The 22,092-nt window shown below is 58.6% G+C and carries 14 protein-coding genes, 2 tRNA genes and 2 rRNA genes; 9 read left to right on the top strand and 9 right to left on the bottom strand.

Annotated elements, in window-relative coordinates; all coding sequences use genetic code 11:
- Positions 1-93: 93 nt before the first annotated feature.
- From LOY37_RS03205 to LOY37_RS03180, 6 genes are all read right to left on the bottom strand, one after another.
- Positions 94-2,984: ribosomal RNA gene (locus tag LOY37_RS03205) — 23S ribosomal RNA — on the bottom strand.
- A 219-nt stretch (positions 2,985-3,203) separates the two neighbouring features.
- Positions 3,204-3,279, bottom strand: a tRNA-Ala gene (locus tag LOY37_RS03200).
- Positions 3,280-3,289: 10 nt separating this feature from the next.
- Positions 3,290-3,366: transfer RNA gene (locus LOY37_RS03195), tRNA-Ile, on the bottom strand.
- 124 nt (positions 3,367-3,490) lie between these two features.
- Positions 3,491-5,027: ribosomal RNA gene (locus LOY37_RS03190) — 16S ribosomal RNA — on the bottom strand.
- The 16S and 23S rRNA genes sit together here with 2 tRNA genes alongside, the layout of an rRNA operon.
- 619 nt (positions 5,028-5,646) lie before the next feature.
- The gene (locus tag LOY37_RS03185) at positions 5,647-7,140 is read right to left on the bottom strand and encodes a CoA-acylating methylmalonate-semialdehyde dehydrogenase (protein ID WP_045197105.1); all 1,494 of its coding nucleotides are present in this window, start codon (positions 7,138-7,140) and stop codon (positions 5,647-5,649) included.
- A gap of 72 nt (positions 7,141-7,212) precedes the next feature.
- On the bottom strand, positions 7,213-8,559 hold the full coding sequence (locus LOY37_RS03180; RefSeq protein WP_093376384.1) for an aspartate aminotransferase family protein: 1,347 nt from the start codon (positions 8,557-8,559) through the stop codon (positions 7,213-7,215).
- Between the two features lie 459 nt (positions 8,560-9,018).
- Here LOY37_RS03180 and LOY37_RS03175 point away from each other — a divergent pair, with 459 nt between their 5' ends.
- From LOY37_RS03175 to LOY37_RS03140, 8 genes are all read left to right on the top strand, one after another.
- A complete protein-coding gene (locus LOY37_RS03175; RefSeq protein ID WP_258716287.1) occupies positions 9,019-10,245 on the top strand; it encodes an acetyl-CoA carboxylase biotin carboxylase subunit family protein in 1,227 nt (408 codons plus the stop codon).
- A 178-nt stretch (positions 10,246-10,423) separates the two neighbouring features.
- Positions 10,424-11,788, top strand: a complete 1,365-nt coding sequence (locus LOY37_RS03170) for an FAD/NAD(P)-binding protein (RefSeq protein ID WP_258716286.1) — start codon at positions 10,424-10,426, stop codon at positions 11,786-11,788.
- 4 nt (positions 11,789-11,792) lie between these two features.
- Positions 11,793-12,812, top strand: a complete 1,020-nt coding sequence (locus tag LOY37_RS03165; protein WP_258716285.1) for an AbrB family transcriptional regulator — start codon at positions 11,793-11,795, stop codon at positions 12,810-12,812.
- A 48-nt stretch (positions 12,813-12,860) separates the two neighbouring features.
- On the top strand, positions 12,861-13,775 hold the full coding sequence (locus LOY37_RS03160) for a LysR family transcriptional regulator (protein WP_093376392.1): 915 nt from the start codon (positions 12,861-12,863) through the stop codon (positions 13,773-13,775).
- A 62-nt stretch (positions 13,776-13,837) separates the two neighbouring features.
- Entirely contained in the window at positions 13,838-14,500 is a 663-nt protein-coding gene (locus tag LOY37_RS03155; RefSeq protein WP_093376396.1) for a TetR/AcrR family transcriptional regulator, read from the top strand.
- 9 nt (positions 14,501-14,509) lie between these two features.
- Positions 14,510-15,094: a YigZ family protein gene (locus tag LOY37_RS03150; protein WP_093376399.1), complete on the top strand. Its 585-nt coding sequence runs from the start codon at positions 14,510-14,512 to the stop codon at positions 15,092-15,094.
- Between the two features lie 337 nt (positions 15,095-15,431).
- Positions 15,432-16,112 (top strand): SDR family oxidoreductase, encoded by a 681-nt coding sequence (locus LOY37_RS03145; RefSeq protein ID WP_258716284.1) that lies wholly within the window; start codon positions 15,432-15,434, stop codon positions 16,110-16,112.
- Between the two features lie 115 nt (positions 16,113-16,227).
- The gene (locus tag LOY37_RS03140; protein WP_258716283.1) at positions 16,228-17,583 is read left to right on the top strand and encodes an 8-oxoguanine deaminase; all 1,356 of its coding nucleotides are present in this window, start codon (positions 16,228-16,230) and stop codon (positions 17,581-17,583) included.
- Positions 17,584-17,587: 4 nt separating this feature from the next.
- On the opposite strand, the gene LOY37_RS03135 is transcribed toward LOY37_RS03140, so the two are convergent.
- Positions 17,588-18,676, bottom strand: coding sequence for a calcium:proton antiporter (locus LOY37_RS03135; protein WP_258716282.1), 1,089 nt, complete (start codon positions 18,674-18,676; stop codon positions 17,588-17,590).
- A 146-nt stretch (positions 18,677-18,822) separates the two neighbouring features.
- On the opposite strand from LOY37_RS03135, the gene LOY37_RS03130 reads away from it, so the two are divergent.
- A complete protein-coding gene (locus tag LOY37_RS03130; RefSeq protein ID WP_195885618.1) occupies positions 18,823-19,776 on the top strand; it encodes an adenosine deaminase in 954 nt (317 codons plus the stop codon).
- Positions 19,777-19,985: 209 nt separating this feature from the next.
- Here the strand turns inward: LOY37_RS03130 and LOY37_RS03125 are convergent, their stop codons facing one another.
- Positions 19,986-20,702: a helix-turn-helix transcriptional regulator gene (locus LOY37_RS03125; protein ID WP_045197087.1), complete on the bottom strand. Its 717-nt coding sequence runs from the start codon at positions 20,700-20,702 to the stop codon at positions 19,986-19,988.
- 432 nt (positions 20,703-21,134) lie between these two features.
- Complete coding sequence (locus LOY37_RS03120) at positions 21,135-22,052, bottom strand: LysR family transcriptional regulator (RefSeq protein ID WP_045197085.1); 918 nt, start codon at positions 22,050-22,052, stop codon at positions 21,135-21,137.
- Positions 22,053-22,092 lie beyond the last annotated feature (40 nt).

The raw sequence follows: 22,092 nt of genomic DNA, 5'->3' as shown, positions 1-22,092 counted from the left end.
TCGGGTATGTGATGTTTGTGAGTTACAAATCTTCGGCTGTGCAGTCTTCACAACACCGCAATCTGGCTTTCGCTCAAATTGCTTGGGTGTTATATGGTCAAGCCTCACGGGCAATTAGTATTGGTTAGCTCAACGCCTCACAGCGCTTACACACCCAACCTATCAACGTCGTAGTCTTCGACGGCCCTTCAGGGAGCTCAAGGCTCCAGTGAGATCTCATCTTGAGGCAAGTTTCCCGCTTAGATGCTTTCAGCGGTTATCTCTTCCGAACATAGCTACCCGGCAATGCCACTGGCGTGACAACCGGAACACCAGAGGTTCGTCCACTCCGGTCCTCTCGTACTAGGAGCAGCCCCTCTCAAATCTCAAACGTCCACGGCAGATAGGGACCGAACTGTCTCACGACGTTCTAAACCCAGCTCGCGTACCACTTTAAATGGCGAACAGCCATACCCTTGGGACCGGCTTCAGCCCCAGGATGTGATGAGCCGACATCGAGGTGCCAAACACCGCCGTCGATATGAACTCTTGGGCGGTATCAGCCTGTTATCCCCGGAGTACCTTTTATCCGTTGAGCGATGGCCCTTCCATACAGAACCACCGGATCACTAAGACCTACTTTCGTACCTGCTCGACGTGTCTGTCTCGCAGTCAAGCGCGCTTTTGCCTTTATACTCTACGACCGATTTCCGACCGGTCTGAGCGCACCTTCGTACTCCTCCGTTACTCTTTAGGAGGAGACCGCCCCAGTCAAACTACCCACCATACACTGTCCTCGATCCGGATAACGGACCTGAGTTAGAACCTCAAAGTTGCCAGGGTGGTATTTCAAGGATGGCTCCACGCGAACTGGCGTCCACGCTTCAAAGCCTCCCACCTATCCTACACAAGCAAATTCAAAGTCCAGTGCAAAGCTATAGTAAAGGTTCACGGGGTCTTTCCGTCTAGCCGCGGATACACTGCATCTTCACAGCGATTTCAATTTCACTGAGTCTCGGGTGGAGACAGCGCCGCCATCGTTACGCCATTCGTGCAGGTCGGAACTTACCCGACAAGGAATTTCGCTACCTTAGGACCGTTATAGTTACGGCCGCCGTTTACCGGGGCTTCGATCAAGAGCTTCGCGTTAGCTAACCCCATCAATTAACCTTCCGGCACCGGGCAGGCGTCACACCCTATACGTCCACTTTCGTGTTTGCAGAGTGCTGTGTTTTTAATAAACAGTCGCAGCGGCCTGGTATCTTCGACCGGCATGGGCTTACGGAGCAAGTCCTTCACCCTCACCGGCGCACCTTCTCCCGAAGTTACGGTGCCATTTTGCCTAGTTCCTTCACCCGAGTTCTCTCAAGCGCCTTGGTATTCTCTACCCAACCACCTGTGTCGGTTTGGGGTACGGTTCCTGGTTATCTGAAGCTTAGAAGCTTTTCTTGGAAGCATGGCATCAACCACTTCGTCGCCTAATGGCAACTCGTCATCAGCTCTCGGCCTTAAGATCCCGGATTTACCTAAGATCTCAGCCTACCACCTTAAACTTGGACAACCAACGCCAAGCTGGCCTAGCCTTCTCCGTCCCTCCATCGCAATAACCAGAAGTACAGGAATATTAACCTGTTTTCCATCGACTACGCTTTTCAGCCTCGCCTTAGGGACCGACTAACCCTGCGTCGATTAACGTTGCGCAGGAAACCTTGGTCTTTCGGCGTGGGAGTTTTTCACTCCCATTGTCGTTACTCATGTCAGCATTCGCACTTCTGATACCTCCAGCAAGCTTCTCAACTCACCTTCACAGGCTTACAGAACGCTCCTCTACCGCATCACCTAAGTGATACCCGTAGCTTCGGTGTATGGTTTGAGCCCCGTTACATCTTCCGCGCAGGCCGACTCGACTAGTGAGCTATTACGCTTTCTTTAAAGGGTGGCTGCTTCTAAGCCAACCTCCTAGCTGTCTAAGCCTTCCCACATCGTTTCCCACTTAACCATAACTTTGGGACCTTAGCTGACGGTCTGGGTTGTTTCCCTTTTCACGACGGACGTTAGCACCCGCCGTGTGTCTCCCATGCTCGGCACTTGTAGGTATTCGGAGTTTGCATCGGTTTGGTAAGTCGGGATGACCCCCTAGCCGAAACAGTGCTCTACCCCCTACAGTGATACATGAGGCGCTACCTAAATAGCTTTCGAGGAGAACCAGCTATCTCCGAGCTTGATTAGCCTTTCACTCCGATCCACAGGTCATCCGCTAACTTTTCAACGGTAGTCGGTTCGGTCCTCCAGTCAGTGTTACCTAACCTTCAACCTGCCCATGGATAGATCGCCCGGTTTCGGGTCTATACCCAGCGACTAAACGCCCTATTAAGACTCGCTTTCGCTACGCCTCCCCTATTCGGTTAAGCTCGCCACTGAATATAAGTCGCTGACCCATTATACAAAAGGTACGCAGTCACCTAACAAAGTAGGCTCCCACTGCTTGTACGCATACGGTTTCAGGATCTATTTCACTCCCCTCTCCGGGGTTCTTTTCGCCTTTCCCTCACGGTACTGGTTCACTATCGGTCAGTCAGTAGTATTTAGCCTTGGAGGATGGTCCCCCCATATTCAGACAAAGTTTCTCGTGCTCCGTCCTACTCGATTTCATGACTAAGAGATTTTCGCGTACAGGGCTATCACCCACTATGGCCGCACTTTCCAGAGCGTTCCGCTAATCTCAAAGCCACTTAAGGGCTAGTCCCCGTTCGCTCGCCACTACTAAGGGAATCTCGGTTGATTTCTTTTCCTCAGGGTACTTAGATGTTTCAGTTCCCCTGGTTCGCCTCTTGCACCTATGTATTCAGTACAAGATACTCAGCTTATGCTGAGTGGGTTCCCCCATTCAGAGATCTCCGGATCAAAGTCTGTTTGCCGACTCCCCGAAGCTTATCGCAGGCTACCACGTCTTTCATCGCCTCTGACTGCCAAGGCATCCACCGTATGCGCTTCTTCACTTGACCATATAACCCCAAGCAATCTGGTTATACTGTGAAGACAACATTCGCCGAAAACTTGTAATTACTCACAAATTTTACCTTAGCCTGAACACACACCAGTGAAAGTGCTGTCCAGTCTATCTTTCTATCACATACCCAAATTTTTAAAGAACGATTCTGAAAAAGTTCAGAAATCAATATTCGACGCGAATATTCATTTCTAAGCTTTACGACGGTAGTAAGTGGTGGAGCCAAGCGGGATCGAACCGCTGACCTCCTGCGTGCAAGGCAGGCGCTCTCCCAGCTGAGCTATGGCCCCATAACAAAATTGGTGGGTCTGGGCAGATTCGAACTGCCGACCTCACCCTTATCAGGGGTGCGCTCTAACCAACTGAGCTACAGACCCAATTTCGAGCGCGTAACTGTTAGCTTGGAGCTATCAGCTTGGAGCTTAAAGCTGCTTCTATCGTCTTCTTCAATGAATCAAGCAATTCGTGTGGGAGCTCATAAGACAGCTGATGTCTGTCGATTAAGGAGGTGATCCAGCCGCAGGTTCCCCTACGGCTACCTTGTTACGACTTCACCCCAGTCATGAATCACACCGTGGTAACCGTCCTCCCGAAGGTTAGACTAGCTACTTCTGGTGCAACCCACTCCCATGGTGTGACGGGCGGTGTGTACAAGGCCCGGGAACGTATTCACCGCGACATTCTGATTCGCGATTACTAGCGATTCCGACTTCACGCAGTCGAGTTGCAGACTGCGATCCGGACTACGATCGGTTTTGTGAGATTAGCTCCACCTCGCGGCTTGGCAACCCTCTGTACCGACCATTGTAGCACGTGTGTAGCCCAGGCCGTAAGGGCCATGATGACTTGACGTCATCCCCACCTTCCTCCGGTTTGTCACCGGCAGTCTCCTTAGAGTGCCCACCATAACGTGCTGGTAACTAAGGACAAGGGTTGCGCTCGTTACGGGACTTAACCCAACATCTCACGACACGAGCTGACGACAGCCATGCAGCACCTGTGTCAGAGTTCCCGAAGGCACCAATCCATCTCTGGAAAGTTCTCTGCATGTCAAGGCCTGGTAAGGTTCTTCGCGTTGCTTCGAATTAAACCACATGCTCCACCGCTTGTGCGGGCCCCCGTCAATTCATTTGAGTTTTAACCTTGCGGCCGTACTCCCCAGGCGGTCAACTTAATGCGTTAGCTGCGCCACTAAAATCTCAAGGATTCCAACGGCTAGTTGACATCGTTTACGGCGTGGACTACCAGGGTATCTAATCCTGTTTGCTCCCCACGCTTTCGCACCTCAGTGTCAGTATGAGCCCAGGTGGTCGCCTTCGCCACTGGTGTTCCTTCCTATATCTACGCATTTCACCGCTACACAGGAAATTCCACCACCCTCTGCCCTACTCTAGCTCGCCAGTTTTGGATGCAGTTCCCAGGTTGAGCCCGGGGATTTCACATCCAACTTAACGAACCACCTACGCGCGCTTTACGCCCAGTAATTCCGATTAACGCTTGCACCCTCTGTATTACCGCGGCTGCTGGCACAGAGTTAGCCGGTGCTTATTCTGTCGGTAACGTCAAAATACTCACGTATTAGGTAAGTACCCTTCCTCCCAACTTAAAGTGCTTTACAATCCGAAGACCTTCTTCACACACGCGGCATGGCTGGATCAGGCTTTCGCCCATTGTCCAATATTCCCCACTGCTGCCTCCCGTAGGAGTCTGGACCGTGTCTCAGTTCCAGTGTGACTGATCATCCTCTCAGACCAGTTACGGATCGTCGCCTTGGTGAGCCATTACCTCACCAACTAGCTAATCCGACCTAGGCTCATCTGATAGCGCAAGGCCCGAAGGTCCCCTGCTTTCTCCCGTAGGACGTATGCGGTATTAGCGTTCCTTTCGAAACGTTGTCCCCCACTACCAGGCAGATTCCTAGGTATTACTCACCCGTCCGCCGCTGAATCGAAGAGCAAGCTCTTCTCATCCGCTCGACTTGCATGTGTTAGGCCTGCCGCCAGCGTTCAATCTGAGCCATGATCAAACTCTTCAGTTCAATACTGCTTGGGTTTTGAGAAAACCCTAAACTTGGCTCAGCAATCTCAAATGACTTACTTTCAAATCTTTCGATTTTCGTGTAGCCACTTGTGATGCTGATAATCTTTTTGACTATCAGTCTGAGCTCACAAGCACCCACACGAATTGCTTGATTCAGTTGTTAAAGAGCGGTTGGTTAAGAGCTTTTCGTCTCAACCGAGGCGCGCATTCTACGCTTTCCTCAGAGCCTGTCAAGCGTTTATTTTGAAGTTTTTCAGAATTTCTCTTTCAACTTCAACCACTTGACTCGCTGCGATCTCTCGTCAGCGGGAGGCGAATTCTACAGCGTTTCAAACCGCTGTCAACTGCCTTTTTCACCGCTGCCGATCTTTCGACCGAAGCCCTTCCGGATGACCCTGGAACCGCTAACTCTTTGAAACTCAAGGAGTTTTCAGTTCCGACTGCGCCGGAAGTGGGGCGTATTATAGACACATCCGCGGGGGCGTCAAGGACTTATTTCAACTTTGTTTCAGAAGGGGCGTTTTGGCTATAAGCCACAAGCTTCAAGCTGCAAGTAAAAGCGGCAGCACCGCTTTCAACTTGTAGCTTGCAGCTTGCAGCTAGTCGCTGCTAAAGCCTTAAAGGCTCGGGAAGGCAAACTGCGACGCTTCATGGCTGGCACGTTGCGGCCAGCGCTGGGTAATGGCTTTGCGGCGGGTGTAGAAACGAACGCCATCCGGGCCATAGGCATGCAGGTCGCCGAACAGCGAACGCTTCCAGCCGCCGAAGCTGTGGTAAGCCACCGGCACCGGCAGCGGGACGTTGACGCCGACCATGCCCACTTCGATCTCGTCGCAGAACAGGCGCGCCGCTTCACCGTCACGGGTAAAGATGCAGGTGCCGTTGCCGTATTCGTGTTCGTTGATCAGGCGCATGGCCTCTTCCAGGCTGTCGACGCGTACCACGCAGAGTACCGGCCCGAAGATCTCTTCTTTATAGATGCTCATCTCGGTCGTCACGCGGTCGAACAGGGTGCCGCCGACAAAGTAGCCGTCTTCATTACCGGCAACCCGGTAGCCACGACCGTCGACCACCAACTGCGCACCAGCGGCCACACCTTGGTCAATGTAGCCAACCACCTTGTCACGGGCGGCGGCGGTAACCAGCGGGCCCATGTCCAGGCCGCAGGAAGTACCGGCACCAATCTTCAACGCCTTGATCTGTGGTTCGAGCTTGGCGATCAGCGCATCGGCCACCTGATCGCCAACGCACACGGCCACCGAGATCGCCATGCAGCGCTCGCCGCAAGAACCGTAGGCTGCGCCCATCAGCGCGCTGACCGCGTTGTCCAGGTCGGCATCAGGCATCAGCACCGCGTGGTTCTTCGCCCCGCCCAGGGCCTGAACGCGCTTGCCGCGCTTGGTGCCTTCGGCATAGATGTACTCGGCGATCGGCGTCGAGCCAACGAAGCTCAGGGCCTTGACCTCTGGCGCCTCGATCAGCGCATCCACCGCTTCCTTGTCACCGTGCACAACGTTGAGCACGCCTTTAGGCAGGCCGGCTTCATGCAGCAGTTGGGCAATCAGCAGGGTCGAGCTCGGATCACGTTCCGATGGCTTGAGGATGAAGCAGTTACCACAGGCGATTGCCAGTGGGTACATCCACAGCGGCACCATGGCGGGGAAGTTGAACGGGGTAATACCGGCCACTACGCCCAGCGGCTGGAAGTCGGACCAGGCATCGATGTTCGGGCCAACGTTGCGGCTGTACTCGCCCTTGAGCACTTCCGGTGCGGCGCAGGCAAACTCGACGTTCTCGATACCGCGCTTGAGTTCACCGGCGGCGTCTTCCACGGTTTTGCCGTGCTCTTCGCTGATCAGCTGGGAGATACGCGCTTCATTCTGCTCCAGCAGTTGCTTGAAGCGGAACATTACCTGGGCGCGTTTGGCCGGCGGCGTGTTGCGCCAGGCCGGGAAGGCGGCCTTGGCCGAGTCGATGGCCTGCTGCACGGTTTGCTTGCTGGCCAGGGCAACCTTGTGGATGGCCTGGCCAGTGGACGGGTTGAAGACATCGGCGGTGCGCGTGTCGGCAGCAACCAGTTCGCCGTTGATCAGGTGTTGAACAGTGCTCATGCAGAACTCCAGAAAGAGGGTATGCCTGGACGCGAGATCACTCGCGCCCGCTGCTTATATATAGAGGGACAATCAATCGACCTGGTTGATGGCCTCGCCGACCGCATCGAACAGGCGGTCCAGTTCCTGCGGCTGGCTGTTGAAGGTTGGGCCGAACTGCAGGGTGTCGCCGCCGAAGCGTACATAGAAGCCGGCTTTCCACAGCTTCATGGCGATCTCGTATGGACGCACGATGGCGTCACCGTCGCGGGCGGCAATCTGGATGGCGCCGGCCAGGCCGTAGTTACGGATGTCGATGATGTTCTTCGCGCCCTTGACCCCGTGCAGCACCTTCTCGAAGTGCGGCGACAGTTCGGCGGCCGATTGCACCAGGTTTTCTTTCTCCAGCAGGTCCAGCGCGGCGAGACCGGCGGCGCAGGCGACCGGGTGCGCCGAGTAGGTGTAGCCGTGGGGGAATTCCACCGCGTATTCCGGGGTCGGCTGGTTCATGAAGGTCTGGTAGATCTCGCTGCTGGCGATCACCGCGCCCATCGGGATGGCGCCGTTGGTGACTTGCTTGGCGATGCACATCAGATCCGGGGTGACGCCGAAGGCATCAGCACCGAACATCGAGCCCATGCGGCCAAAGCCGGTGATGACTTCGTCGAAGATCAGCAGGATGTTGTGCTGGTCGCAGATTTCCCGCAGACGCTTCAGGTAGCCCTTCGGCGGAGGCAGTACACCTGCAGAACCGGCCAGCGGCTCGACAATCAGCGCGGCGATGTTCGAAGCATCGTGCAGCTCGATCAGCTTGAGCATTTCATCGGCCAGGGCGATACCGCCCTCCTCCGGCATGCCTTTGGTGAAGGCATTGCCCGGCAGCAGGGTGTGCGGAATGTGATCGACGTCGAGCAACTGGCCGAACAGCTTGCGGTTGCCGTTGACGCCACCCAGGCTGGTACCGGCGATATTCACCCCGTGATAGCCACGGGCACGGCCGATCAGCTTGGTCTTGGTGGCCTGGCCTTTCAGGCGCCAGTAGGCACGGACCATCTTCACCGCGGTGTCGGCGCACTCGGAACCGGAGTTGGTATAGAAGACGTGATTGAGGTTGCCCGGGGTCAGGTCGGTGATTTTCTCGGCCAGCTGAAACGACAGCGGGTGGCCGAACTGGAAAGCCGGGGAGTAATCGAGCACGCCCAATTGGCGCGATACTGCTTCCTGGATCTGCTTGCGGGTGTGACCGGCGCCGCAAGTCCACAAGCCGGACAGGGCGTCATAAATCTTGCGGCCCTTGTCGTCGGTCAGGTAGCTGCCTTCGGCGGCGACGATCAGCCGTGGATCGCGCTGAAAATTGCGGTTGGCGGTGTAGGGCATCCAGTGGGCGTCCAGCTTGAGCTGGCTGGCCAGACCGACAGGAGCGTTTTCAGGCAGATTCATCGGACAAGTCCTCGCAAGGCAATTGGGCAGCGACAAGTGTTGTTGTGCCTAAATTGGCATGGGCTTAAGGTTTGGAAAATCTGGCTTTCACGATCCTTAGTTTCAACTGTACTAAACATTAGACGCCTAGATTCACAATACCCGGCCTGCTGTCTGACCGACCTGAAAAATCCTCCGCCCCATCAGTAAGTTATGAAATTGCCCGCTGCCCAAATGTGGCTTTACCTACACCCGCAATAGATGCGTCTCACCTTAACCATCGCTAAACCCCTATTGTCCGAAGCCATCGCGCCTCCCAATATCTCCAAAGACTTACAGCACCCACGCCCAGGCCACTTCTGATAGCTCAACTACAGGAGCGCATGAACGCGCCCTTCTCCTGGACGCTGTAACCACAGGTGCACCAAGGCCCCCTTTGCGCATCTGCTACGACTTGAACCATCACGATAAGGAAATCCTTTGAACCCTGTAATCCTGTTCTCACCCGCAAAAATCCTCCTGCAGCACTGCGAACAAGAATGGTTGAACGTGCTGGGTAAAAATTCGCTGATTTATAGCGACTTGTCCGCCAAGGCAGCGCTGGATCAACAGTTCCCCCTCTTCCGCGAATGTTTCAGGCTTTACCCCAATTTCAATGATTCACCGCTGGTGGAACTCGACGCCCTGGCGGCAGCAAGAGTGCTAGGCACCCAAACCGTGGTTGCGCTGGCTGAGGTCGACCTGCTGCGCGTGGCCCGCATCAAGGACCGTCTAAATGGTTCGCGCACACGCTTTGAGGCCATGACGCTGCTGTACCGTGACAAGTTCCTCATGAAGCAAAAGCTCGCAGAGCACGGCATACGCATCAATCCGATGGCAAAGATCGGTTCCGCTTGCGAAATCAACGATTTCATCGAGCAGTACGGCTACCCGGTGGTGGTCAAACCTCGTGATGGTCGAGGCTCAGGAGGCGTACGGGTGCTTCGCGACGTCGACGGCTTGCGTAACTACCTGCAACAGCAGGACGGCACGACGCTACACAACCTGATGGTCGAGAAGTACCTGGATGCACCGTTGCTGAACGTCAATGGGCTCTACATAAACGGCAACCCGGTGATCATTTCCCCGGTCCGCTCGACGATTACCTGTCTGGACTTTCTTGACGGGCAAAGCCTCGGTTTCCAGATGCTGGCGCAAAGCAATCCGCTGCATGCGCAAAGCGTGGAACTGACCCGGCGCATCATCGAGCAGGCGCTGCCAAACCTCGGCACCCTGCTGTTCCATCTCGAGGTGTTTGTCGACGGCAACAACCTCATCGTCTGCGAAATCGCCTGCCGCCTTGGAGGCTGCAGCGTCAACCAGGAATTGACCGAAGCCTTCGGCTTGAATCCGCGTCTGACCCTGCTCGATGCAGAGCGTGGCGGCAAATCGGCGTCGTTAACGTCGTTGCTGCCACCGCGCCACTTGCTGGGTCAACTGAATATACCTCCGCGCACAGGCAAGCTGATCGACTTCCCGGCATCCATCGACTTGCCCTTCATTCGCCATTGCACGGTCACGGCGCAAAAGGGCACGGATTATTGCGCAATGAAAATGACCAATGGCGAAATCGTCTCGGCGATTGTCGAGGGCAACAGTGAGAAAGAGGTCAGCGATCACCTCGCGCAACTCGACAGTTGGGTCAGGGAAACCTTCGTTTGGGCGTAAGCCGACATCGCATTGCACGACGAAAACAGGCGGCGCCATCCAGCGCGTGCCTGTTATCGGACACCGGCTGAAGAACACCCCGACAGCCGGTCTTTGTCACCTGCCATGACCTGGCAGATCGGACACCAGGCAACGGGCGTTATCGAGCCCGAAGCAAAACCACATCTAAGGATTGGATATGGGCAAGGTAGCAGTCGTGGGGCTGGGCTATAGCGGTGCAATCATTCTTGAACGGTTGAAGCACCTGACACCGGCACTGAGTATCGATGTGTTCGATACAGCCGGTAGCAGCGGATCGGGCTTGGCGTATCAGCAGGATATTCTGAGCAACCTGGTCAATCGCCCCGCCAACCTGATGTATCTGCGCGAACACGGCGACTTCAAGCAGTGGCTGCAGACCCGCGGCATGGCCACGTGCAATGGCTATCAACCGCGTCCGGTGTTCGGCAAGTTCATCGAAGAGTCAGTGCAGGCGTCACTGCGCGAGCACACATCGATCAGCTTCTACCGTGAGCACATCACTGGCATGACGTCTTCCCGAGGGCGCTATGACCTGCACAGCGCATCAGGTGAGCGCCCGGGATACAAAGCCGTCGTCCTGGCAACCGGTAATCCCGAGCCAACCGACTTCTACCGGCTAAAGGGGGCCCCGGGATACATCAACAACCCCTACCCGACGACTCGCCTGGCCGAGATTCGCTCTGACAGTATCGGTGTGCTTGGCAATCAGCTGTCGGCCATCGATGTCGCCCTGACCCTGCTCGATGCCGATCCCGAAAACCATGTAACGATGTTGACCCGCAGCAGCAAGATTCCCAACTACAGCGAGAGTTATCAGCCGCGCGCACTCAAGGTTCTCAATGAACACACCATCAGGCATCGCCTGCGCTGCGGTGGCTCGGCCTTGAAAACAGTGCGCGCGCTATTCGACGAAGAACTGCAAGCGCAAGGCATCGACACCACCCTCGATAACCTCATGCGCGATCACAGTCAGGCCTCGGTGGCCCGCGAAGAGATCTACTCAGTGTTTTCTTCGACCAACTTGATCGTGCCGATGATCTGGAACCTGCTCTCCGAGCGCGAAAGGAAAGTATTCGTAGGGCGCTTCCGGGGTGCCTGGAGGCAACTGCGGGTTCCCATCCCCAAGGAAAACTGGATCAAGATTCACCAGCATATGCATTCCGGACGCCTGGTTTGCCTGACCGGACTGACCGATGTCAGCGTAACCGCGGGTGGTTTCCTGGCACGCGGGCGCAATTTCAATTGCCGCTTATCCAATGTCGTCAACGCTACCGGCGCTGGCGATGCAATGCAGGGTGCGCTGTACCAAAATCTGGCGGCTTGCGGTATCTGTAGTGAGCATCAGTACGGCGGGATCGATGTGGACTATGACGATTGTCGCGTCATCCATCGCCAGGGGCCGTCTAATATCTTTGCCATTGGCGCTCCCACCACGGGTGTGTTCTATGCCGTCAGCAATATCGACGTCCTGCAGATGCAGGCTGAAACCATCTATCGCAACCTTCGTGCATTGAGCACCTGAACCTATGAAAACCTTAGTGTGTTTACTGATTGCTGCGGTGACGGGGGCAAGCTTGCAATACGCAGGCGTTCCCCACGGCCTGTTGCTGGGCTCGATCGTAGCGACGGCAATTGTCGTCAGCAGGTTCAATGTTGCTCCCCGGCTACGCCTGGGCCTGATTTATGTGCAGATCGTCCTGGGCATTGCCACCGGCCTGATGTTCGAGGCCTGGGACAACCAGACTGTGGCTACCATGCTGCCGAGCCTCGGCTTGTTGATCCTATGCCTGGCGACGCAAATTGCCGTGGCTTCCCTGTGGCTGCAGAGAGTCTCGGCGTGGAACCGCAAGGATTCACTGCTGGCTGTCTACCCGGGCGCGTTGGCGGCAGTGTTCGATCTGCTTGAGTCGGAGCGTGCGTCGAGCAAAGTGATCGTTGTACACCTGGTGCGGCTGCTGTCGATCACATTGCTGGTGAGTCTATGCATACCGGCATCCGCCGCAGCGCCTGCAAGCGCAAACAGTCCGCTGACCTTCATGACAGTGCTTGCACTGCTTTCGCTGATCGCGCTGTGCATTGTGCTTGGCCGTCTGCTGTTGAAAGTCGGTGTGCCTGCCCCTTTCATGCTGACAGCGATCATAGCCTCCGGGATCTACGTAAAGTCGGGGCTGTTGCATGGCTTCCATATGCCGCAATGGAGCGTCGATTTTGCCGCGCTGATCCTCGGTGTGCTGATCGGCGCCAGGTTCAGGGAAATCAGCCTCAAGGAGCTGGTCCGTCACGGCGGCGCCGGGCTGATGTCGGTGGGCCTGATGCTGCTGGTCGCTGCCGTCTTTGCCGGGGTGGCCGCCAAGGTGCTGGGCAGTGATCCATTCACTTTGTGGCTGGCCTACATGCCCGGGGCCATCGAAACCATTGCCATCGTCGCCTTCAGCGGTGGGCTGAACGTGGTGCTGGTGCTGTCGCACCACCTGGTGCGCATGCTGCTGTTGCACTTTGCCCCGGCCCTGCTCGTCCAGGCGCGCCGCTGGCGCGAGAATGCCTGATCAGCGTATGTTGTCTGCCTTTCATGTTCCTCAACGCAAAGGCACCGCGTGAAACGTCCACAACCCCTGGCCCAGGTCAGCGATTTCGATATCCGCCTGCTGAAGATCTACCGCAGCGTGGTGGAGTGCGGCGGCTTTTCGGCCGCCGAGAACGTCCTGGGCATCGGCCGCTCGGCCATCAGCCAGCAGATGAGCGACCTTGAGCAGCGCCTGGGCCTGCGCCTGTGCCAGCGCGGCCGCGCCGGCTTTTCGCTGACCGAGGAAGGCCGCGAGGTGTATCAATCGGCGTTGCAATTGCTCAGCGCCCTGGAAAGCTTTCGCACCGAGGTCAACGGCCTGCACCAGCATTTGCGTGGCGAGCTGAACATCGGCCTGACCGACAACCTGGTGACCCTGCCGCACATGCGCATCACCCATGCCCTGGCCCAGCTCAAGGACCGCGGCCCGGACGTGCGTATCCAGATCCGCATGATCGCCCCCAGCCAGGTCGAGCAAGGCGTGCTCGATGGCAGCCTGCACGTTGGCGTGGTGCCGCAGACCAGCCCGCTGTCGGGCCTTGAGTACCAGCCGCTGTACAGCGAACGTTCACTGCTGTACTGCGCGGTCGGTCATCCGTTGTTTTACGCCGACGACCGGCAACTGGACGACGAGCGCCTCAACAGCCAGGACGCAATCGCCCCGACCTTCCGCCTGCCCGCCGATGTCCAGGCCCATTACCAGGCGCTCAACTGCACCGCCAGTGCCTCGGACCGCGAAGGCATGGCCTTCCTGATTTTGACCGGGCGCTACATCGGCTACCTGCCCGACCACTACGCGACCTTCTGGGTACAACAAGGCCGGCTGCGGGCACTCAAGCCCGCCGAGCGCTTTTATGACCTGAGCCTGTGCTGGGTAACGCGCAAGGGCCGGCGCCCGCACCTGGTCCTGGAAAGCTTCCTCGAAAGCCTGGCGGCTACTCGCTGAGGGCTAATGCTGGTAGGTTAGCCAGTCATAAGAGATACCCATTGCCTTGTCTGGAATCGTTCATGACCTTTGAAGTCCCTGCGCATCGCCTCCAAGCCTCGGGCAAGCCCGCCGGCCGCATTCGCCAGAAGAACGAGCAGGCCATCATCCAGGCCGCCGAGGACGAGTTCGCCCGCCACGGTTTCAAGGGCACCAGTATGAACACCATCGCCCTCAAGGCCGGGCTGCCCAAGGCCAACCTGCATTACTACTTCACCAACAAACTCGGCCTGTATGTGGCGGTGCTGAGCAACATCATCGAGTTGTGGGACAGCACCTTCAACGCCCTGACCGTCGACGACGACCCGGCCCTGGCCTTGAGCAGCTACATTCGCACCAAGATGGAATTCTCCCGGCGCAACCCGCAAGCCTCGCGGATCTTCGCCATGGAGATCATCAGCGGCGGTCAGTGCCTGAGCGACTATTTCAGCGAAGACTACCGTGCCTGGTTCAAGGGCCGTGCCGCGGTGTTCCAGGCCTGGATCGACGCCGGCAAGATGGACCCGGTCGACCCGGTGCACCTGATCTTCCTGCTCTGGGGCAGCACCCAGCACTATGCCGACTTCGCCACCCAGATCTGCCAGGTCACCGGCCGCAGCCGCCTGACCAAGCAGGACATGGAAGATGCCAGCAACAATCTTATCCAAATCATTCTTAAAGGCTGTGGCCTGACACCTCGCGACTGAACCTGCCTTATGCCTTTTACCCTGCTCGACACCTGCGAGTTTCGCGAAGAGATTCGCAAGAGCCGTTTCATCACCCTGGCTGCGCCAATCAGCAGCCCGGCCGAAGCCATGAGCTTCATCGAACGCCACAGCGACCTCGCCGCCACCCACAACTGCTGGGCCTGGAAACTGGGCGGGCAATACCGCAGCAGCGACGACGGCGAACCCGGCGGCACCGCCGGGCGGCCGATCCTGGCGGCCATCGAGGCGCAGGACTGCGACCAGGTGGTAGTCTTGGTGATCCGCTGGTACGGCGGCATTCAACTGGGCACCGGCGGCCTGGCCCGCGCTTACGGCGGCGGCGCCAACAAGTGCCTGCAGCAGGCAGAAAAGCGCTTGCTGGTCAGCCGCAGCGAACTGACCTGCAGTTGCAGCTTCAGCGAATTGGCACTGCTCAAATTGCGCGTGGCCGAGGCTGATGGCCTGGTGCTGGACGAACAGTTCACCGCCAATGGCGTCGACCTGCGCCTGGCCCTGGGCGAGGAACAGATCGAGGCGCTGCAACGCCAGCTGGCCGACCTCAGCCGTGGCCGCATCCTGCTGGAACGGGCCTGAACATTTGCCCACATTCACTGTGGGCCCGGCTGTGGATAAGCTCTGGGCATTCGCCTGCGAGCCTTTAACCACGGGGCCTGCAGAAGAACGATCATATTTTGATCAAGATTTCATGACAGCGCTTGAACTGGCGAAAAATCAGTAAGTTATCCCCAGTTATTGCGCATGCAAGCCACCACTACACGGCTTGTACCCAGCCTGCATGCTTGCACACAAATACTGTGGAGCAAGCTGTGGATAAGCCGTGCACCCCTGCGCCAACGGCTTGCCGGGCCACGGCTTGGCTAGACTGGTTATTCTTTGATCAACGTTTGATAACCCTCGAAAGGAGTTCTCCATGTCCACGAACAAAACCGCCCTGATCATCGGCGCCTCGCGCGGCCTGGGCCTTGGCCTGGTGCAACGCCTGCTGGAGGACGGCTGGAATGTGCTCGCTACCGTGCGCGACCCGGCCAGGGCCGATACCCTCAGCGCCCTGCCCGGCGTGCAGGTCGAAACCCTGGAAATGAACAGTGGCAGCCAACTGGATGCCCTCCAGCAACGTTTGCAGGGGCAGGTGTTTGACCTGCTGTTCGTCAATGCCGGGGTCATGGGCCCGGGTGACCAGAACCCTGAGCGCGCACAACTGGCCGATGTCGGCGAGCTGTTCCTGACCAATGCCGTATCGCCCATTCGCGTGGCCCAGCGCCTGGCCCCGCAACTGCGCGAAGACGGCGTGCTGGCGTTCATGAGTTCGATCCTTGGCAGCGTCGCCATTCCCGACGGCAGCGAGATGTGCCTGTACAAGGCCAGCAAGGCGGCCTTGAACTCGATGATCAACAGCTTCGTCACCTTGCAGCAACCGCAGCAAACCGTCCTGGCCATGCACCCGGGCTGGGTGAAAACCGACATGGGCGGCGAAAACGCCGAGATCGACGTGCTGACCAGCACCCGCGGCATGCTTGAGCAGATCAAGGCCAATGCCGGCAAAGGCGGCCTGCAATTCATCAACTACAAAGGCGAAAGCCTGATCTGGTGAAACCTCGCGCGGTGGGTGTAGACTCGACACCTCGCCCACCGCGGCGGACCTGGATCAGCAGACAGGGCAACACTGAGCTGGCTAACCTGAACCCACTTTCAGAGGAGCCGGCACCATGCCTGCGACCCGTATCTGGTTGAAAAACCCCCTGGCCATCTTCACTGCCAACACCCTCGACGCCCGTGGCGGCCTGGTAATCGAAGACGGCTGTATAAACGAAGTTCTCGGCCTAGGGCAAACCCCGGCCAGCCCCTGTGGACAAGTCTTCGACGCCCGCGAACACGTGGTGCTGCCGGGACTTATCAATACCCACCACCACTTCTACCAGACCCTGACCCGCGCCTGGGCGCCAGTGGTCAACCAGCCGCTGTTCCCCTGGCTGAAAACCCTGTACCCGGTCTGGGCCCGGCTGACCCCGGCCAAGCTTGAACTGGCGACCCGCGTGGCCCTGGCCGAGCTGTTACTGTCGGGCTGCACCACTGCCGCCGACCACCATTACCTGTTCCCCGATGGCCTGGAAAACGCCATCGACGTGCAAGTCGAAGCGGTGCGCAAACTGGGCATGCGCGCCATGCTCACCCGCGGCTCGATGAGCCTGGGCGAAGCCGACGGCGGCCTGCCGCCGCAACAGACAGTGCAGCAGGGCGAAGTGATCCTGGCCGACAGCCAGCGACTTATCCACAGCTACCACGAGCGTGGCGACGGTGCGCAGATCCAGATCGCCCTGGCACCCTGCTCGCCGTTCTCGGTCACCCCTGAGATCATGCGCGCCAGCGCTGACCTCGCCGCAGAGCTGGACGTGCGCCTGCACACCCACCTGGCCGAAACTCTCGACGAAGAGGACTTCTGCCTGCAGCGCTTCGGCCTGCGCACAGTCGATTACCTCGACAGCGTCGGCTGGCTCGGGCCGCGAACCTGGCTGGCCCATGGCATCCATTTCAATCCGGACGAGATCGCCCGCCTGGGCGCCGCCGGCACCGGCATCTGCCATTGCCCGAGTTCGAACATGCGCCTGGCCTCGGGCATCTGCCCGACCCTGGAACTGACCGGCGCCGGCGCGCCAGTGGGCTTGGGCGTGGACGGTTCGGCCTCCAACGACGCGTCGAACATGATTCTCGAAGCGCGCCAGGCCCTGTACCTGCAACGGCTTCGCTATGGCGCCGAAGCGATCACCCCGGAGCGGGTGCTGGGCTGGGCCACCCGCGGCTCGGCGCAGTTGCTCGGGCGTACCGACATCGGCGAACTGGCGGTGGGCAAACAGGCTGACCTGGCCTTGTTCAAACTCGATGAACTGCGCTTCTCCGGTAGCCACGATCCACTCTCGGCGCTGCTGCTGTGCGGCGCCGACCGCGCCGACCGGGTCATGGTCGGCGGCCAGTGGCGGGTGATCGATGGCCAGATCGAAGGCCTCGACGTGCAGAAACTGATCGCCGATCACCGTCAGGCCGCCGCCCAGTTGATCGCTGGCTGAAGGCTCAAAGGCCGAGCAATGCCAGCATGATGAAGGTGGCGAACAGCACGAAGTGGGTCATGCCCTCGATCGCGTTGGTTTCGCCATCGTTCAGGTTGATCGCGCTGACAATCAGGGTGATGAAGATCATCACCGTTTGCACCGGAGTCATGGCCATCTGGAACGGCTGGCCGGTGTAGAGCGCCATCGCCTCCATCAGCGGAACGGTCAATATCACCGTGGACAGCGACGCGCCCAGGGCGATATTGACCACCGACTGCATGCGGTTGGCCAATGCTGCGCGCAAGGCAGTGAGAATCTCCGGGGCGGCAGAAATGGCCGCCACCACAATTGCCATCAGCACCGGCGGCGCGCCGCTGCCTTCCAGGCCGTAGTCCAGGGTGTGCGACATGACTTCGGCAAGCAGGCCGATGATCACCACGCCGCTGACCAGGATGGCGATCGAGCGGACTTTATTCACCGGCGCCGGTGTACCGCCCTGCGGGTCGCGGCGCTTTTTCTGTGGATAGCTGTAACTGAAGAAGTAACTGTGCGGCCCGACCTGCATGCGCAGGAACAAGGCATAGAGCACCACCATCGCGGCGATGGTGAACCCCGAATAGAGCCTCCAGTCGGCCCGCGGAATGAACTCCGGCACTACCATCGACACGCCCATGGCAGTCATGATCATCACGCTGTAGGTGCGCGCCGAATCATCGTTGTACGACTGCTCGCCATGCTTGAGCCCGCCCATCAGCGCGGCCAGGCCGAGGATGCCATTGATGTCGAGCATCACCGCCGAATAGATGGTGTCCCGCACCAAGGTCGGCGACGCCTGGTTGCTCATCATGATCGCCAGGATCAGCACCTCGACCAGCACCGCCGACAGGGTCAGGATCATGGTGCCGTAAGGGTCGCCGACTTTTTCCGCAAGCAGCTCGGCGTGCTGGGCCACGCGCATCGAGGCACAGATGATCGCCGCCACCAGCACCGCGCCGGCAAACAGCGCCACGCCATGGCCATGTCCGAGCAGCTGGCCCTGCAGCGGCCAGGCCAGCGCGGCCAGCAACACTGCGAGCAGCAGCGGCTTTTCCTGATTAAGAAGTGCAAGCATCGGCGGCCCTGCGCAGGTGGGTACTGGCTAGTGACTGTAGTCACTGTAGAAGGTTTCCCCGGCCAACCGCCTGGTCAGCTTTCTCCGCGCGGGCAGCGCAAGCTCTGTAGAATGGCGGCAACCGCACCTGATGAGATTTCACCACTATGTACGACTGGCTTAACGCTCTGCCCAAGGCAGAATTGCACCTGCACCTGGAAGGATCGCTGGAGCCCGAGTTGCTGTTCGCCCTGGCCGAGCGCAACAAGATCGCCCTGCCCTGGAATGATGTCGAAGCCCTGCGCGGCGCCTACGCGTTCAACAACCTGCAAGAATTTCTCGACCTCTACTATCAGGGTGCCGATGTATTGCGCACCGAGCAGGACTTCTACGACCTGACCTGGGCCTATCTGCAGCGCTGCAAGGCGCAGAACGTGATTCACACCGAGCCGTTCTTCGACCCGCAGACCCACACCGACCGCGGTATCCCTTTCGAAGTGGTGCTCAACGGCATCAGCGGCGCACTCAAGGATGGCCAGCAACAACTGGGCATCAGCAGCGGCCTGATCCTCAGCTTCCTGCGCCACCTCAGTGAAGAAGAAGCGCACAAGACCCTCGACCAGGCCCTGCCGTTTCGCGATGCCTTCATCGCCGTCGGCCTCGACAGCTCGGAAATGGGCCATCCGCCGAGCAAGTTCCAGCGCGTGTTCGACCGTGCCCGCAGTGAAGGCTTCCTGACCGTTGCCCACGCCGGTGAAGAAGGCCCGCCCGAGTACATCTGGGAAGCGATCGACCTGCTCAAGATCCAGCGGATCGACCACGGCGTGCGCGCCATCGAGGACGAGCGGCTGATGCAGCGGATCATCGACGAGCAAATCCCGCTGACCGTCTGCCCACTGTCCAACACCAAGTTGTGCGTGTTCGACCATATGAGCCAGCACAACATCCTCGACATGCTCGAGCGTGGCGTGAAGGTCACGGTCAATTCCGATGACCCGGCGTACTTCGGTGGCTACGTCACCGAGAACTTCCAGGCCCTGCATGAACACCTGGGCATGACCCAGGAACAGGCACGGCGCCTGGCGCAGAACAGCCTGGATGCCCGCTTGGTCAAACCCTGACGGGCCGAAGGTGGGAACGGATTCGCCACGAAGGGTCGCACAGCGGCCCCAAAGACCGGACTGCGATGCAGTCCTTCGCGGCGATCCGACGTACCGGTGAATCTGCTCCCACTCCGTCCCCCGGAAGTTGTGCCAACCCCGAGTGTCACGGCATCTGCCTTCGGGCGCATTGTCAGCAGCGACCTCGCCAGACACCGTACCTCCTGGGTTCAGCCAGCAGTCTTCAACACGGCAACCTGGGCCATACGGTTGATGTGAGCCAGACCTGCGGCACTGATCTGCAGCATGCGCGAGGTTTCACTCTCGCGGATCCAGCCAGACTGCAAGAACAGCTTGAGCAGGCTGCTGCCCAGCGCGCCACCCAGATGCGGGCGGTGATCGCTCCACTCACTGCAACAGCGGCAACTGCTGAAGCTTCGACGTTGATGCTGGGCCAGCGCCTCGATGAAAATGCCGTAGGTGGCGAACTGGCTACGTCCATACTGGGTGACTTCGATGTGCTGCTCGCTGCCCTCCAGCCAGCCAGCATCGAACAGGCGCTGATAAAGGTCCGCCGCCAGCTCGCCCCCCAGGTGATCACCGCACAGCCTCGCCCGGCGCATGGACAACGGGATGCCGCCCACCTCTTGTTCGCGGCTGTCTTCGGGGGTTTTGACCTGAACACTGGCCAGCGCTTCGACAGCCGCGCCGACCTCCGGCGCGGCCAGCCTGAAATAACGTTTGCGCCCCCGCGGCTCCAGCTTCAACAAGCCACTGGCCGACAACCTGGCCAGGTGGGCACAGGCCGAAGAAGGCGTCAGCCCGGCCATGCTGGCAAGCTCATCGGAAGGACGGGCCATACCATCGATCAAGGCCCATAGCATTGCACTGCGTTTCGGGTCGGCCAACAAGCTGGCGATCTGGCTGATACTTGTTACTGGCTTCATATCTCAAACTCCCTGCGAGATCATGTCTGATATCGATTGATTAACCATGTCGGCAGCATTTACTGCGAGGTGTCCGATGCCAGAAAAGCAGGAAGTGGAAGTTATCAGAACGTCGTGTGAGAGGCGTCAGTTGCCGCCCTGGACATGGAAGTATCTCTCGCTGGAAATGACTGCTGGATCCATTATAAGCCGCGTTGCGCGAACTTAATCCGGCGGATCTCCATGGTATGGGCAACCTTGGCAGGGGCCGTCTTCAAAGGCTCTGCAGAGACGTTTGCACATCTGCAGCCCAAGCCCCACGTTACATATCTTGCCCGCAACTGGCGGATTATTCTTGACGTTATATCGCCAGATAAAACCTACAATAAATTTTACTGTAACTCACAAATGCTACCTGCTAACCACGTAGGAATGTGGGAAATTCAAATTACTTTAGCCTGTAATACCAGGCAACTTCTCAAACAATGCCTGACAACGAGCTCGAAGCATATTTCGCAACAACTGCACCGGCTTGCCCAGTTGCGCCCGGTGCGTGCACATCAGGTTCAACGGCGCGGCTTCACCATGCACGTGAGGCAACAGTAACCTCAAGCGCCCGGCCTGCACGTCATAAGCCACATCCAGCCAGGACTTGTAAGCGATGCCGACACCCGCCAGCGCCCAGCGCCGAACCACATCGGCATCGTCACAAAAGCGATCGCCGCTGACGCTCACGCCCACCTCATTGGCGCCCTCGCCAAAGCGCCAATGGTCATGCACGCGGTTGCCAAGCTGGTACAGCAGGCAATTGTGCTGGGCCAGATGCGCGACTTCCATCGGCGCGCCGTACCGGGCCAGGTAGGCGGGTGAGGCACACAGCACCCGACGGTTGTCCGCGCACACTGGCAAGGCCACCAGGCTTGAGTCTTCCGGGGCGCCATAGCGCAGGGCGATATCGGCCGGCTGGCGAAACAGGTCGGCATTGCGGTCGCCCAGCAACAGGCGCAGGTTCAGTTGCGGATGTTCGTGCTGCAGTTCATCGAGCCACGGCAACAGTACGTTGCGACCAAAATCGGACGGTGCCGACAACAGCAAGGTACCGCTGACTTGATCCTGCCCATGGGCCAGGATTCGCCGGCCCTCCTCCAGGCTCGCCAGGGCGGAACGGGCATGCTGCAAAAATCCCTCGCCCTCGGCGGTCAACCGCAGGTTGCGGGTCGAACGCGCCAGCAGGCGCACGCCCAATTGCTGCTCCAGACGCTTGAGCGAGGCGCTGGCCACCGCCGGTGACAAGTCGAGCAGGCGCGCCGCCGCCGACAGGCTGCCCAATTCGGCGGCACGAACGAACAACTGCAGATCATCGATACGCACCCAACACACCCGCCATTATCAAAATAATATTGAAAGTATC

Source organism: Pseudomonas sp. B21-012 (assembly GCF_024749305.1).
Classification (GTDB): Bacteria; Pseudomonadota; Gammaproteobacteria; order Pseudomonadales; family Pseudomonadaceae; genus Aquipseudomonas.
The sequence above is the reverse complement of the archived record's forward strand: the minus strand, read 5'-3'. Positions and strand labels throughout refer to the sequence as shown.